This is a genomic window from Micromonospora parva (assembly GCF_040649675.1).
Taxonomy (GTDB): Bacteria; Actinomycetota; Actinomycetes; order Mycobacteriales; family Micromonosporaceae; genus Micromonospora; species Micromonospora parva.
Map to the genome: position 1 here is coordinate 171,292 of NZ_JBEZFX010000011.1, position 12,531 is coordinate 183,822.

Genomic DNA, 12,531 nt, shown 5'->3' on the forward strand with positions numbered 1-12,531 from the left:
CGGCCTACAGGGTGGAGACGTAGAGCTGCGCCTGCTCCACCGCGACAAGTGTCGCGGCGAGACACTCCTCCAGCTCCTGGCTGGCCTGGGTCAGCGAGGCCTGGGCCGCCTCGACGGTCTCGTGCCCGCTGCCCTCCAGCGCCCCGGCCAGGGTCTGCTGGGCCTCGGACAGTTTCTCGCCGGCCGCCTGCACGGCTGTCTGTCCGTCTCCGATCTGTTGGAGGGCGACATCGATGGCAGCCTTCAGCTCGGCGACGCTCGCCACGGCGAAACCTCCTGGGGGCGGGGAGATCTCCATTAGAGCCTATCGGCGGTCGGGAAAGAACATCCGCCCTGTCGGTGTTCCTGCCCGCCTGTCCGGAAGGCCCTCGGAAGTGCCGGGAGTCCGATCTGTGGGAGTCCCAGTGCGAGAATTTCTCAGTTGCTGGTCGGGTTCTCGCGAAGCCAGCGCGGCCCGTACACCTCCGCGCCCAGCGCCGTCACCCGCCCGCGCAACTCCCGGTCGGCGGTGACCACCAACCGACGACGCCGCGGCTCCGCCTCCACCAGCTCGACCACCGTGTCGTCGCCGGAGCCGGCCGCGGAGACCACCCGTACGCCCTCGGTGCCCGGCACGTCCCGCGCGGCCCCCTCGACCACCAGGACCACCTCCACCGGGGCGGTCAGCCGGGCCGGTAACCCGACGGTCGCCACCGGGGCGAGCGAGTCGCGCAAGCGGGCCGCGGCACCGGCACGGTCACGCCACCACCCGTTCGGGCGGGAGCCGACCACGTTGGCGCCATCCACGATCAGCAGCGGGGTCTCATCCATCCCGCCAGCCTGCCACCACCCGGCGGCAGTGGCCCGACGCCACTCCCGGAATGCCGGTGCACCGCCACCTGCGGCGTTTGTCGGGGCGCGCGCCGGGTAGCCCCTGCCGACCGTGCCGAGCCCTACCGCGGAGGACAGACATGATGGGACCCGGTGACATCGGCTCCGACCCGTGGGACGAATTCCTGGCCAGGTACTTCGGCCGGGGCGAGGGAGGGCGCCGACCGCCGCACCGGGTCGACATCACCCGACTGATGACGGCCGACGCCCGGGAGATGCTGGCCGACGCCGCCCGACGGGCCGCGCAACGGCACAGCAGCGACCTGGACACCGACCACCTGCTCTGGGCGGCGCTGCAACGCGAACCGCTGCGCGACCTGGTACGCCGGGCCGGGGCCGACCCGGACACCCTGCTCAACGCCCTCGGCGGAAAGGGTGACGGCGCGCCGCGCGGGGAGGTGCCGCCCAACCTGTCGTTGACCCCAGCCGCCAAGCGGGCGCTGCTCGACGCCCACCAGCTGTCCCGGGCGATGGGCGCCAACTACATCGGCCCGGAGCACATCCTGATGGCGCTGCCGCTCAACCCGGAGTCACCCGCCGGGCGGATGCTGGCCGCCGGCCGGATCCAACCCGAGTCGTTGCAGGCCGCCAACGCCGAGCGCGGGCCGATGGCCGGGCCGAAGCCGGACCGCGGCACCCCCACCCTGGACCAGTACGGGCAGGACCTCACCGACCTGGCCCGCAACGACCAGATCGACCCGGTGATCGGGCGCGCCGACGAGATCGAGCAGGCGGTAGAGATCCTGTCCCGGCGTACCAAGAACAACCCGGTGCTGATCGGCGAGGCCGGCGTCGGCAAGACCGCCATCGTCGAGGGGCTGGCCGAACGGATCTGCGACGGCGACGTACCGCAGACCCTGCTCGGCAAGCGGGTCGTCCAACTCGACCTGGCCGGCCTGGTCGCCGGCACCCGCTACCGGGGCGACTTCGAGGAGCGGCTGAAGAAGGTGATCGACGAGATCCGGGCGCACCGGGACGAGCTGATCATCTTCATGGACGAGATCCACACCCTGGTCGGTGCCGGCGGCGCCGGCAGCGAGGGCGGGATGGACGCGTCCAACATGCTCAAACCCGCCCTCGCCCGCGGTGAGTTGCGGGTGATCGGCGCGACGACGCTGGACGAGTACCGCAAGAGCATCGAGAAGGACGCCGCCCTGGCCCGACGCTTCCAGCCGGTGCTGGTGCCCGAGCCCAGCGTCGACGACACCATCGCCATCCTGCGGGGGCTGCGCGACCGGTACGAGGCCCACCACCAGGTGCGCTTCACCGACGAGGCGCTGGTCGCCGCCGCCGAGCTGTCCGACCGGTACGTCACCGACCGGTTCCTGCCGGACAAGGCGATCGACCTGATCGACCAGGCCGGCGCCCGGGTGCGGTTGCGCACCCGTACCCCCGCGTCCGACGTGCGGGAGCTGGAACAGGAGCTCGACGAGGTACGCCGGGACAAGGAACAGGCGGTCACCGACGAGCAGTACGAGCGGGCCTCCGCGCTGCGTGACCGGATCGCCGAGCTGGAACAGCAGATCCGCCAGGCCAACGGCGAGGACGGGATGTCCTCCTCGCAGGTGCCCGAGGTGGGCCCGCAGGAGATCGCCGAGGTGGTCTCCCGGGCCACCGGCATCCCGGTCAGCCAGCTCACCGAGGAGGAACGCGACCGGCTGCTGCGCCTGGAGGGTCACCTGCACCAGAAGGTCGTCGGTCAGGACGACGCGGTCACCGCGGTCGCCGAGGCCGTCCGCCGCTCCCGGGCCGGGCTGGCCGACCCGGAGCGGCCGATGGGCAGTTTCCTGTTCCTCGGCCCGACCGGTGTCGGCAAGACCGAGTTGGCGCGGGCGCTGGCCGAGGCGTTGTTCGGCGAGGCGGACCGGATGGTCCGGGTGGACATGAGCGAGTTCCAGGAACGGCACACGGTCAGTCGGCTGGTCGGCGCGCCGCCCGGATACGTCGGCTACGAGGAGGCCGGCCAGCTCACCGAGGCGGTGCGTCGCCGCCCGTACGCGGTGGTGCTGCTCGACGAGATCGAGAAGGCCCACCCGGACGTGTTCAACATCCTGCTCCAGGTGCTCGACGACGGGCGGCTCACCGACAGCCAGGGTCGCACCGTGAACTTCAAGAACACCGTACTGATCATGACGAGCAACCTCGGCTCCGAGCTGATCACCGGCGCCCAACGCTCGGTCGGCTTCGGCACCGGGGACGTGGGCAGCGAGCAGGAGAGCAACGAGCTGCGGGAGCGGCTCATGCGCCGGCTGCAGGAGAACTTCCGCCCGGAGTTCCTCAACCGCATCGACGAGGTCATCATCTTCCGCCGGCTGGAGGCCGAGCAGCTGCGCGACATCACCGCGCTGCTGCTGGAGGAGACCCGCCGCCGCATGCACGCCCAGGACCTCCAGGTGGAGTTCACCACCGCCGGCATCGACTGGCTCGCCGAGCACGGCTACCAGCCGGAGTTCGGCGCCCGCCCGCTGCGCCGGGTGATCCAGCGGGAGGTGGACAACCACCTGTCCCGGATGCTGCTGGAGTCGGCGATCTCGCCCGGGCAGAAGGTCACCGTGGACGTCCGCGACGGCGCGCTCACCTTCGACGTGACAGCGGGCGAGCGGGGGTACACCGCCGCCACGACCACCCACCCGCGATGAGCGGGCCGGCGCGAAGGGACGACCACGAGGACCCGCACGAGCCCGCGGAGGCCGCGAAACCCCGGGACGAGGACGACGAGCATCCCGACCCGATCCTGGCGCCGCCCACCGCCAATCCCCGCCGGACACGGGTGCCCGCGGAGGGCCTGCATCCGAAGACCGACCAGGACGACCCGGAGACGTCCGGGCCGCCACCCGAAGAGGAGACCTGATGGTACGCGAAGCGCGGCTCGACCCCGAGGTGGAAGTGCTCTGGGAGGACTTCCACGCCGAGGTCAACGTCCCGTCGGAGCAGCTGCGGACCTGGCTGCTGACCCGGGGTTCGGGGGAGGACTCGTTCGGCCCGAACCCGAACCTCGACCTGCCCCAACCGGGCCGGGAGATCCTCAAGGTGCTCAACAAGCGCAAGGTGGACCTCACCCCGGAGGACATCGAGGTGATGCGGGAGGCGGTCGAGCGCATCCGCGAGCTGATGGACGCCAAGCCCTCGCGCGGCAACGCCGACGACACCTGGCGGCACTCCCTGCTCGACCTGGGGCACGACCCGCTCGTCGAACGCTGAACGAAGCTCACCCACGACGGTGCCGTCCCGAGCCGGGGACGGCACCGTCGCGGTGGTGCTACTGACCCTTGTCGGACTCCAGGCTGCCGATGGTCAGGCCCGCCGCGTCGGCGGCGGCGTCCCGGTCACCGCGGGTCTGGTCCTCCCGGGTGAGCAGGTTCGCGTACTCGGTCACGTCGGCCGGGTCGGGCACCGTCGGCAGGCGGCGCAGGAACGCCTCCACCGCACGGGTGGCGGCGGTGTGCGCGGCAGCCGCCTGGCGCAGCAGTTCGCGGTCGTCGGCGGGCGGGTAGAGGTCGGTCATGTCCGCCAGATACCCGGCCCACGGCGGTTCGCACCGCCAGCGGCCGGGAATACCGGCAGCTCAGCCCGGTCGGACCCCGGTGGGTTGCCGTACGCCGAACCCCGGGTTGCGCGGCAGCCAGGCCAGGTACGCCGGATGCGGCGCCAACGAGTCGACGTACGCCGCCTTCGCCGTCTCCAGCACCAGCTCCGCGCCCTGGGCGGCGGGGGAGTCCGGATGCCAGCCGAGCAGCAGCCGCCACCGCAGCGGCGTCCCGGCGAGTTGTCGGGTGACCAGGCCGCTCACCGGGCGGAACGTCGCCTGGCACAGGGCCACCGCCACGCCGGCCTCCACCAGGTCGACGCAGCCGCGGATGTCGGTCTCGTACACCTTGCGGGGGGTGAAGCCGGCGCGGGCGCAGGCGGCGGCGAAGCAGTCGGCGAAGCAGCCGTCGCCCGGCGCGGCGACCCACTGCTCGTGGCGCAGGTCCGCCAGGCGTACCTCGTCCTGCGCCGCGAGGGGATGGGTCTCCGGCAGCAGCACCAGCACCGGGTCGACGGCCACCTCCTGCCAGCTCAACCCGAACCCGGCCGACGGGCTGGCGTCGCCACACACGCCGGCCAGCGCGAAGTCCAGTCGACCGCCGGCCACCAGCTGCGCCAACTCGTCGACCGACCAGGACGCGTACGTGGTGATCTGGGCCGGCGGCTGCTCGGCGGCCAACCGGTGCACCAGCCGGCCCAGGATCGGGCTGTTCACCCCGCCGAAGCGGTAGCACGGCGGCGCGTCGCCCGCCCCGGCCAGCCGGGCGGCCTCGTCCTGCAACCCCTTCATCGCCGGCAGCAGCACCCGGGCGCGGGCCAGCACCAACTCACCGAGCGCGGTGGGCCGGGCCCCACGCCGGTCCCGGTCGAACAGCGGGCCGCCCAGCGTCCGCTCGATGCGTTGAAGCTGGGCGGTGAGCGCTGGCTGGGCCAGGCCGAGCGCCGACGCCGCCTTCGTCACACTTCCCGTCTCCGCGATCGCGCAGACCACCCGCAGGTGACGCAGCTCCAGGTTCATAGGGTGACGGTAGGACTACGGGGTCTGCTGGCGGAATAGCCCGAGCGGATCGGTGATAATGAATGCATTGCCGGCGGTCGCCGATCACTGCTCGCGCGGTGCCTCCGGCAGGTCCGCCAGGTACGTCGGGCGTCCGGTCACCGCGTCGAGGACCTTGTCCACCACCCCGACCGCCGGCTCCACGATCCGGTTCCACGGTGGGGTGGCCGGCGTGCCCGGGTGCGGTCGGGTCGGCGCGGCCTCCTCGGCGATCTCCAGCCGGTTGCCGAGCCGGATCAGCTCCTCCTCGGTGGCCACCGCGCGCAGCTCGGTGATCAACCCGCCCACCCCGTCGACGTGCCGGCGAACCCGTTCGGCGACCTCCGTCAGCGACTCGTCGGTGAGCCCCTTCAGGGCGCCGAGCAGCGCCGCATCGGCGTTGATCTCCGCGTCCACCCGCTCGGTGGCCGTCGGCAGCGCCGCCCGGACCGCCGGCAACAGGTACTGCTCCTCGGCGGACAGGTGCCGCGACAGTGCGGCGGTGAGCACCGCCAGCCCCTCCTGCGGCGTGCTGTCCGGGCCGGCCAGCTGATCCAGCAGCGCCAGCAGTTGCCGGTGCTCCCGGTCCACGATGTCGGCGATGCTGCTACCGGCGGGCCGGTAGCCCTCCTCGGGTGCGGGCGTGGGCGGCAGCGGCGGCAGGGGAACAGCGGACATGGTGCCCTCCTCGACTGGCGGGCGGAAGCTCCGGCAGGGACGTACGGTCGTCGGCGGCGGTACCCGAACGCGGCCACGGCGAAACCGACCCGTCGATGCGTCCACCCGCGCCGGCCTGTCCACCGGCTCGGGCTGGTATGAAGAGGCGATGACGAGCGATGCCGCCTCCGCCCGACCCGACCCCACCGCAGAGGTCGTGGACCTCTGCCGCGACCTGCTGCGCATCGACACCACCAACACCGGTGACAACGACACCAGCGTCGGCGAGCGCCGCGCGGCCGAGTACGTGGCGGAGAAGCTCGCCGAGGTGGGCGTGGAGTCCGTCCTGCACGAGTCCGCGCCGGGCCGGGCGAACGTGGTGGCCCGCATCCCGGGCACCGACCCCAGCCGGGGCGCGCTGCTGGTGCACGGCCACCTGGACGTGGTGCCCGCCGACGCCGACGAGTGGTCGGTGGGCCCGTTCTCCGGCGAGCTGCGCGACGGCTACCTGTGGGGCCGGGGCGCGATCGACATGAAGGACTTCGACGCGATGGTGCTCGCCGTGGTCCGCCACTGGCAGCGCACCGGCGTACGGCCCCCGCGCGACATCGTGCTCGCGTACACCGCCGACGAGGAGGCCGGCAGCGACTACGGCGCGCGCTTCCTGGTGGAGAACCACCGCGACCTCTTCGACGGCTGCACCGAGGCGATCGGTGAGGTCGGCGGCTTCTCCTACTCGGTCAACGACAACCAGCGGCTCTACCTCATCGAGACCGCCGAGAAGGGCATCGACTGGCTGCGGCTGCACGCCAAGGGCCGCCCCGGGCACGGCTCGATGGTGCACGACGACAACGCCGTCACCGCGCTCGCCGAGGCGGTCGCCCGGATCGGCCGGCACCGCTTCCCGGTGGTGGTCACCGACACCGTGCGGGCCTTCCTGACCGAGGTCTCCGACCTGCTCGGCATCGAGTTGGACCCGGACGACCCGGAGACGGCCATCGCCAAGCTCGGCCCGATCGCCAACATCATCGGCGCGACCATCCGCAACACCGCCAACCCGACCCGGTTGAGCGCCGGCTACAAGGACAACGTCATCCCCGGCCGGGCCACCGCCACCATCGACTGCCGCAGCCTTCCCGGCCAGTCCGAGCTGCTGGAGCGGCAGCTGCGCGAGCTGGTCGGCCCGGACATCGCGATCGAGTACGTCCAGCGGCAACCGGCGCTGGAGACCACCTTCGACGGTGACCTGGTCGAGGCCATGTCGGCGGCCCTGCGGGCGGAGGACCCGGGGGCGCGGCCGGTTCCGTACATGCTCTCCGGGGGCACCGACGCCAAGGCGTTCTCGCAGCTCGGCATCCGCTGCTTCGGGTTCGCCCCGCTCCGGCTCCCCGCCGACCTGAACTTCTCGGCGTTGTTCCACGGCATCGACGAGCGCGTTCCGGTGGACGGACTACAGTTCGGCGTGCGGGTTCTCGACCGGTTCCTCCGCACCTGCTAGTCGTGTCCGGCCCTGTCCGCCGGCGCGCAATCTCCCCATCGTGAAGGGACTGCCCCACATGACCGACCAGCATGGTGAGCTGGACGCCGCTCTCGAGCGGGTGATCGAAGCGGCCCGCCACCACCTGGCCGCCGTACGCGCCGCCCAGGGCCGCGTCGACGACGACGACGTCTGGCAGGCGTACGTGGCGTTGAACAACGCCTCCTTCGCGTACGACGAGCGGCTGCTCGACGCCTTCGGCGAGGTGACGCCGTGGGATGTCGACTCGATCGACCCGGACGAGGCCGACGAGCGTTTCGGCGGCGGCGAGGGCGCCGAGGCCAGCGACCCGCACCCCCGGGTGATCTCGGTTCGTCAGCGTCGCGACTACCGGGTGCCGAGCGTCTCCGCGCTGCTGCGGGCGGCCGAGGCGGCCCGTCGGGAGGGCACCCCGGAGGACGACGAGCCGGCTCCGGTGGAGGGCGTCGGCGAGGCGGTGCTGGAACTGCTGCAGAGCGGTGACGGCTCGCTCGGCGCGTTGGACGTCCCCGAGTTGGAACCGCTCGACGGGGTGGTCATGGTCAGTGAGGTCGGCACCCCGGTCGACCTGGAGTCGTTCGACGACGACGACGCTGTCGGCCCGTTCCAGCCGGCGGCCGACGACCGGCTGGTCGGTCGGCTCGACGAGCACCCGTTCCTGGAGCTCGACGACGACCACGACCACGCCGGGCACCAGCACTAGGCAGGGTGCCGCCCGGGGCCGAACCCGGCCCTGGGCGGCACCGCCCGGTCGTCAGTACGACAGGCCCGGCTGCGGCTGGTTGATCCGCCGACGGCGCAGCACCACCTGGCGCGTGCCGTCGCGGTACAGCCGCACCCGGGCCAACTCCCATCCGGAGAACTCCGCCTGGATCGCCAACTGCGCCGCGGCGGTCAACCGGTCGACGTTCGGCGGCAGCCGCAGCGGCGCGTACTCGTAGTCCATGCCATCCATGCTGCCCAGCCCAGCGGCCGTTCGCCACCCCCTCCCGAGTGACCAACGACGCCCCCGGGGCGGTTCGTGCCGCCCCGTGCCCCTCTCCCGCCGATCGAGCGGTTCCGGTTGCCGGAATGGGCGAGAAGCCCGCTGTGCCACGACAGCAAGCGCAAGATCGCCGAAGAGGGCCTCGGGGCGTTAGTTCGTGGGGAGGTTGGCGCTCAGGAGAGTGGTGAGGGCTGGCGCGGCCAGGGCTACCGCCCGGGTGCTGCCCGGGTCGACCGCCAGCCCCCAGGACGGGTCCGGCCAGTCCTCGAACAACTCGACGCACGGCAGCGCGATGAACGGCACCCCGTCGCCGGTGAACGCGGCGAGCGCCCCGGGCGAGGTGAAGACCGGCAGCAGCGGCGCGCCGGTCGCGTCGCCGATGACCGCCCACGGGAAGTCGGCATCCGGCGTCGGTTCCCCGGCCAGCGGGACGCACACCGTGGCGCCGGCCAGCACGGCGAGATAGCCGGGCAGGTCACGCCGGTCGGCCGCCGCCGCGAGCACCGCCACCACCGCCGGCTCAGCCACCCCGGCGGGTGCCGCCTCGGCGGGTGCCGCCCCGGCGGGTGCCGCCTCGGCGGGTGCCGCCTCGGCGGGTGTCGCCCCGGCGGGTGTGGCCGCAGATGGCGTCGGCCCGGCTGGCGCCGCCCCGGCTGGTGTCGCCCCGGCGGGTGCCGCCCCGGCCGGTGTCGGCTCGGAATGGATCACAGGGACCGGTGCGGACCCGACCGGTGCGGGCCGGTCGGGCGTCGATCGCGTGGCCGGGCCTGGCCGGGCGGCCGGCGGCACCGCCCGGCAGGAGAGCGCGCCGGGCTCGTTGGTCAGCACCTCGGCGGCGGTACGGGTCACGAAGACACTGAGCCGTTCCAGCTGCTCCGGGGTACGCGGCGCCTCGTACCACCAGCCCTCGTCCCCGCTCGGGCGGTGCCAGCCGAGCGCGGCCAGGCGGGCGTGGTCGGGGCCGGGGCAGACCACCCGTACCACCTGGCGGCGCACCAGCAGCCGGATCCCGCGCGGACCCGCGGTGAGCTCCAGGTCGGTGTCCCGGTCGCAGCGGGCCACGGTGTCCCGCAGCCGGGCGGCGATCTCCGGCCAGGTCGGCGACGGCGACGTCACGCCGGTGCACCCGGCAGGCGGTCGTCCAGCCGTCCGAGCCGGGCCACCGTCTCCTCCAGCCGGCCCAGCGCCGAGAAGTCTCCCGGCGTGCCGAACAGGTCGCCGAGCCCCGCGCCGAGCGCGACGTCCAACCCCTCGGTGTGCTCGTCGACGTGCGCGGAAGCGACCTCGCGAGCCCGCCGGTACGCCTCCAGCACCAGTTCGGCCACGCCCTCCGTGCCGGCGCGCAGGGCGGCGGGCGCGAGGGTGAGGCCGGTCAGCGCGCCGGTGGCGTCGACGGTCGCCGAGACCAGTCCACTCTCGTCGGCGGCGGTGCCGGACAGCTCGGCCAGATCGTCGCGGAGGCCGGCGAACCGGCGCTCGATGTCGGCGATCCGCCCGGCGAGCGCGTCGAACGCCGACGTCGGGTCCGTCATGAGATTCCTCCCCGTGGATCGTGCGACCGGGTGGTGCCCGGCGGCCGGGAGATCGTATCGTCGGTGCGCTCGACTCATGGGGGGAGGAACGGCATGGCACCGGATATCGATGTGGACGTGCTGGCGGTCCGTCGACTGGAGACAGCCGCCAAGCAGGTCGCCAGCTCGCTCGCCGCGCTGGAGGGGCAGATCGTCTCGGCCGGCGACGTGCCGTCGGACGCGTTCGGTCATCTGCCGTTCGCCAGCGACATGCTCCGCGACAAGTACACCGAGCAGGTCACCGGCGGCAAGGAGCTGTTCGCCGCCGCGAACGCCGCGTTCGGCCGGGTCGCGAAGGCGCTGGCCGACACGGTCGAGGCGTACGAGGTCAACGAACGGGACCTGGACGCCGGGTTCAAGGCCATCCAGGCGGGACTGCCCGGATGAGCGGCCCGGCTGGCAGCGCCGTTCAGCTGTGGAACGGTCTCGACAGCGCGCTCTCCGGTGTGCAGGACGCCGTCGACAGTGTCTGCCGGACCCTGGCGTGGCCGCTGATCCAGCTCGTCGACCTGGTCGACGGTGAGCCCGCCGTGTTGCGCGCGAAGGCCGCCGAGTGGGACGCGCTGGCCACCCAGGTGCGCGACCTGGCGCAGGGCCACCGCGGCACCCGGGAGTCCGCGCAGGTCGGGTGGCGCTCACCCGCCGGTGTGGCGTACGGCCAGCGGTTGGCCGATGTGGAGCAGCAGCTCCTCGACGTCGCCGAGCAGTTCGCCGCGACCGCGGAGTACCTGCGCAGTGTCGCCGACGGCCTGCAGACCGTGCACGACGTGCTCGTGGACCTCTGCGTGGAGTTCGTCAACTTCCTGCTGGTGACGCTGGTGACGGCGTTGCTGATGGCGCCGGTCACCATGGGCGCGTCCTGGGCGGCCGGGGTGGGCGTGGCCGTCACCAGGGGCCTGATCGTGGTCACCCGGATGCTGAAGGTCATCCGGCCGCTCGCGGTGCACCTGCAGAAGGTCATCCGCCTGCTCCAGCGGGTCCTGCTGTACCTGCGCAAGCTGCGGACGCACCTGGACAAGCTGGTCGACATGCAGAAGGCGCTGCGCACCGGCAAGAAGTACGCCGACAAGCGCCGCGCCGCCGGCAAGCTCGACAAGTGGCACCACAAGTTCCTCGACCCCACCAAGGGCACCTACAAGCTGGGCAAGTCCGGTTCCCCGTTCGACATGGGCGCCCTCGACCGGGCCGCCGCGTTGCGGGCGCACGGGGTCGCCGACGGCGCCCGGGTGATCGCCCGGGACTGGGCGACCAACCTGCCGTGGAACGTGCCGAACTCGGTCGTCCACGGTGTCACCTGGGGAACTGTCGCGTTGACCAGCGGGCTCTCCGTTCCCGGCAGCGAGCAGGTCGGCGACCAGATCGACCAGGCGGTGCAGAGCGGCGCGGACTGGATCGACCAGAATGTCTTCGGGCAGCCGCCGGCAGACCAGCCGGCGGGCCGCTAGGGAGGCGACGGGTGATGTCAGGGGAGCGCGGGCGGCTGGGTCGGTTCACCGACGCGGTGCTCGGCGGCGCGCGGGCCGCCCGGGACAAGGCCCGCGAGCTGCGCGACGAGTTCCGCACCAGCGACGAGCCGGAGCGCGCCCTGGTGGCGCCGCTGCTGACCGGCCAGGAGCTGCGGTACGTGGGGCTGGGGCCGGTGCGCATGTCGCAGACCCACCAGGCCGGTCGGCAGCTCGCCGACGACGTCGGCGCGGAGCTGGCCGAGGCGCTCGACCCGAAGGTGCTGTTCGGGCTGCTCAACATCGTCAACCCGGTGGTCTGGGTCGACGCGGTGCTCACGCCGGTGCGGCTGGCCGCTGGTGTGCTGATGCTGCCCGGCAGCGCCGGCGTCCTCGCCGCCGGTGTGTCGGAGTCGGCAGCGCCGGAGCCGAACCTGCCGCAGCAACCCGTGCAGCGGGAGCCGATCCCGCTCACCGAGGAGCAGGAGGCGTTCCGGGCGTTGTTCCGGCTGAGCCAGTACCGTCCGCTGGCCGAGCAGCTCGCCGAGATCGCCTACCGCCGCCGGTACGTCTTCAGCGGCGACCTCGCCACCCTCGCCGGCAGCCTGCTGCTGTTCCTGGAGCGCTACAGCGGCACGCCGCTGGCGGTGACCGACACCCACCTGCACCTGCTGCGGATGGGCCCCCGCCCGGACGCCGACCGGCCCGACCGGCGTCAGCCGCGGGTGCTGTGGAGTGTGCGCCGCGACCGGGTGATCCGGGTCGACTCCGAGCGGGGAGCGAGCGGCCTCGTGCAGCTCGCCTCCACCGTCTTCTTCGACGACGGCTCGTGGATCCGGCTCACCCAGCCGGCGCTGCGCGACGACCAGTCGCGTTTCCTGACCGCGATCCAGGACCTCCCCGGCAACCGCCCGACGCCGTGACCC

Annotated in this window: 16 protein-coding genes; 8 read left to right on the forward strand and 8 right to left on the reverse strand. The window is 72.9% G+C overall.

Going from position 1 to position 12,531, the window contains the following annotated elements; translation table 11 throughout:
• Nucleotides 1–4: 4 nt before the first annotated feature.
• Complete coding sequence (locus AB0C03_RS26175) at nt 5–265, reverse strand: hypothetical protein (RefSeq protein ID WP_030332749.1); 261 nt, start codon at nt 263–265, stop codon at nt 5–7.
• Between the two features lie 152 nt (nt 266–417).
• Nucleotides 418–810 carry a PIN domain-containing protein gene (locus tag AB0C03_RS26180; protein WP_357639465.1) on the reverse strand — a complete coding sequence of 131 codons (393 nt, stop codon included), beginning with the start codon at nt 808–810 and terminating at the stop codon, nt 418–420.
• A gap of 140 nt (nt 811–950) precedes the next feature.
• Here AB0C03_RS26180 and AB0C03_RS26185 point away from each other — a divergent pair, with 140 nt between their 5' ends.
• From AB0C03_RS26185 to AB0C03_RS26195, 3 genes are read left to right on the forward strand one after another with little or no spacing between them, the layout of a single operon-like run.
• Nucleotides 951–3,509: an ATP-dependent Clp protease ATP-binding subunit gene (locus AB0C03_RS26185; RefSeq protein WP_030332753.1), complete on the forward strand. Its 2,559-nt coding sequence runs from the start codon at nt 951–953 to the stop codon at nt 3,507–3,509.
• Nucleotides 3,506–3,721: a hypothetical protein gene (locus AB0C03_RS26190; protein WP_030332755.1), complete on the forward strand. Its 216-nt coding sequence runs from the start codon at nt 3,506–3,508 to the stop codon at nt 3,719–3,721. The genes AB0C03_RS26185 and AB0C03_RS26190 overlap by 4 nt, the downstream gene beginning before the upstream one ends.
• Nucleotides 3,721–4,071: a DUF3140 domain-containing protein gene (locus AB0C03_RS26195; protein ID WP_030332757.1), complete on the forward strand. Its 351-nt coding sequence runs from the start codon at nt 3,721–3,723 to the stop codon at nt 4,069–4,071. Before AB0C03_RS26190 ends, AB0C03_RS26195 begins: the two co-directional genes overlap by 1 nt.
• A 58-nt stretch (nt 4,072–4,129) precedes the next feature.
• On the opposite strand, the gene AB0C03_RS26200 is transcribed toward AB0C03_RS26195, so the two are convergent.
• The 3 genes from AB0C03_RS26200 to AB0C03_RS26210 form a co-directional block, all read right to left on the reverse strand.
• Complete coding sequence (locus AB0C03_RS26200; RefSeq protein ID WP_030332759.1) at nt 4,130–4,375, reverse strand: hypothetical protein; 246 nt, start codon at nt 4,373–4,375, stop codon at nt 4,130–4,132.
• Between the two features lie 60 nt (nt 4,376–4,435).
• The gene (locus AB0C03_RS26205; RefSeq protein WP_030332761.1) at nt 4,436–5,416 is read right to left on the reverse strand and encodes a LysR family transcriptional regulator; all 981 of its coding nucleotides are present in this window, start codon (nt 5,414–5,416) and stop codon (nt 4,436–4,438) included.
• An 84-nt stretch (nt 5,417–5,500) separates the two neighbouring features.
• Complete coding sequence (locus AB0C03_RS26210) at nt 5,501–6,112, reverse strand: hemerythrin domain-containing protein (RefSeq protein WP_030332763.1); 612 nt, start codon at nt 6,110–6,112, stop codon at nt 5,501–5,503.
• 148 nt (nt 6,113–6,260) lie between these two features.
• Between AB0C03_RS26210 and AB0C03_RS26215 the strand changes: the two genes are divergently transcribed.
• Together AB0C03_RS26215 and AB0C03_RS26220 are read left to right on the forward strand one after the other, a co-directional pair.
• On the forward strand, nt 6,261–7,589 hold the full coding sequence (locus tag AB0C03_RS26215) for a M20/M25/M40 family metallo-hydrolase (RefSeq protein WP_030332765.1): 1,329 nt from the start codon (nt 6,261–6,263) through the stop codon (nt 7,587–7,589).
• 58 nt (nt 7,590–7,647) lie between these two features.
• Complete coding sequence (locus AB0C03_RS26220; RefSeq protein WP_030332766.1) at nt 7,648–8,310, forward strand: hypothetical protein; 663 nt, start codon at nt 7,648–7,650, stop codon at nt 8,308–8,310.
• Nucleotides 8,311–8,361: 51 nt separating this feature from the next.
• Here AB0C03_RS26220 and AB0C03_RS26225 read toward each other — a convergent pair whose 3' ends face one another.
• The 3 genes from AB0C03_RS26225 to AB0C03_RS26235 all read right to left on the reverse strand — a co-directional run bounded on the left by AB0C03_RS26225 (nt 8,362) and on the right by AB0C03_RS26235 (nt 10,124).
• Nucleotides 8,362–8,553, reverse strand: coding sequence for a DUF5703 family protein (locus AB0C03_RS26225; protein WP_030332768.1), 192 nt, complete (start codon nt 8,551–8,553; stop codon nt 8,362–8,364).
• Nucleotides 8,554–8,742: 189 nt separating this feature from the next.
• Complete coding sequence (locus AB0C03_RS26230; RefSeq protein ID WP_357639472.1) at nt 8,743–9,708, reverse strand: SseB family protein; 966 nt, start codon at nt 9,706–9,708, stop codon at nt 8,743–8,745.
• Nucleotides 9,705–10,124 carry a YbaB/EbfC family nucleoid-associated protein gene (locus AB0C03_RS26235; RefSeq protein WP_030332772.1) on the reverse strand — a complete coding sequence of 140 codons (420 nt, stop codon included), beginning with the start codon at nt 10,122–10,124 and terminating at the stop codon, nt 9,705–9,707. Before AB0C03_RS26235 ends, AB0C03_RS26230 begins: the two co-directional genes overlap by 4 nt.
• A gap of 93 nt (nt 10,125–10,217) precedes the next feature.
• On the opposite strand from AB0C03_RS26235, the gene AB0C03_RS26240 reads away from it, so the two are divergent.
• Genes AB0C03_RS26240 through AB0C03_RS26250 form a run of 3 tightly spaced genes read left to right on the forward strand, consistent with a single transcriptional unit; the run spans nt 10,218 to nt 12,528 of the window.
• On the forward strand, nt 10,218–10,550 hold the full coding sequence (locus tag AB0C03_RS26240) for a hypothetical protein (protein WP_167337304.1): 333 nt from the start codon (nt 10,218–10,220) through the stop codon (nt 10,548–10,550).
• Nucleotides 10,547–11,608, forward strand: a complete 1,062-nt coding sequence (locus AB0C03_RS26245; RefSeq protein WP_030332776.1) for a WXG100 family type VII secretion target — start codon at nt 10,547–10,549, stop codon at nt 11,606–11,608. Before AB0C03_RS26240 ends, AB0C03_RS26245 begins: the two co-directional genes overlap by 4 nt.
• Nucleotides 11,609–11,622: 14 nt before the next feature.
• A complete protein-coding gene (locus AB0C03_RS26250; protein WP_357639475.1) occupies nt 11,623–12,528 on the forward strand; it encodes a hypothetical protein in 906 nt (301 codons plus the stop codon).
• The last annotated feature ends 3 nt before the right edge of the window (nt 12,529–12,531 follow it).

Coding starts and splice junctions, on each gene's coding strand:
- AB0C03_RS26180 (WP_357639465.1), bottom strand. CDS start 810: ATGGATGAGACCCCGCTGCTGATCGTGGATGGCGCCAACGTGGTCGGC.
- AB0C03_RS26185 (WP_030332753.1), top strand. CDS start 951: ATGATGGGACCCGGTGACATCGGCTCCGACCCGTGGGACGAATTCCTG.
- AB0C03_RS26190 (WP_030332755.1), top strand. CDS start 3,506: ATGAGCGGGCCGGCGCGAAGGGACGACCACGAGGACCCGCACGAGCCC.
- AB0C03_RS26195 (WP_030332757.1), top strand. CDS start 3,721: ATGGTACGCGAAGCGCGGCTCGACCCCGAGGTGGAAGTGCTCTGGGAG.
- AB0C03_RS26200 (WP_030332759.1), bottom strand. CDS start 4,375: ATGACCGACCTCTACCCGCCCGCCGACGACCGCGAACTGCTGCGCCAG.
- AB0C03_RS26205 (WP_030332761.1), bottom strand. CDS start 5,416: ATGAACCTGGAGCTGCGTCACCTGCGGGTGGTCTGCGCGATCGCGGAG.
- AB0C03_RS26210 (WP_030332763.1), bottom strand. CDS start 6,112: ATGTCCGCTGTTCCCCTGCCGCCGCTGCCGCCCACGCCCGCACCCGAG.
- AB0C03_RS26215 (WP_030332765.1), top strand. CDS start 6,261: ATGACGAGCGATGCCGCCTCCGCCCGACCCGACCCCACCGCAGAGGTC.
- AB0C03_RS26220 (WP_030332766.1), top strand. CDS start 7,648: ATGACCGACCAGCATGGTGAGCTGGACGCCGCTCTCGAGCGGGTGATC.
- AB0C03_RS26225 (WP_030332768.1), bottom strand. CDS start 8,553: ATGGACTACGAGTACGCGCCGCTGCGGCTGCCGCCGAACGTCGACCGG.
- AB0C03_RS26235 (WP_030332772.1), bottom strand. CDS start 10,124: ATGACGGACCCGACGTCGGCGTTCGACGCGCTCGCCGGGCGGATCGCC.
- AB0C03_RS26240 (WP_167337304.1), top strand. CDS start 10,218: ATGGCACCGGATATCGATGTGGACGTGCTGGCGGTCCGTCGACTGGAG.
- AB0C03_RS26245 (WP_030332776.1), top strand. CDS start 10,547: ATGAGCGGCCCGGCTGGCAGCGCCGTTCAGCTGTGGAACGGTCTCGAC.
- AB0C03_RS26250 (WP_357639475.1), top strand. CDS start 11,623: ATGTCAGGGGAGCGCGGGCGGCTGGGTCGGTTCACCGACGCGGTGCTC.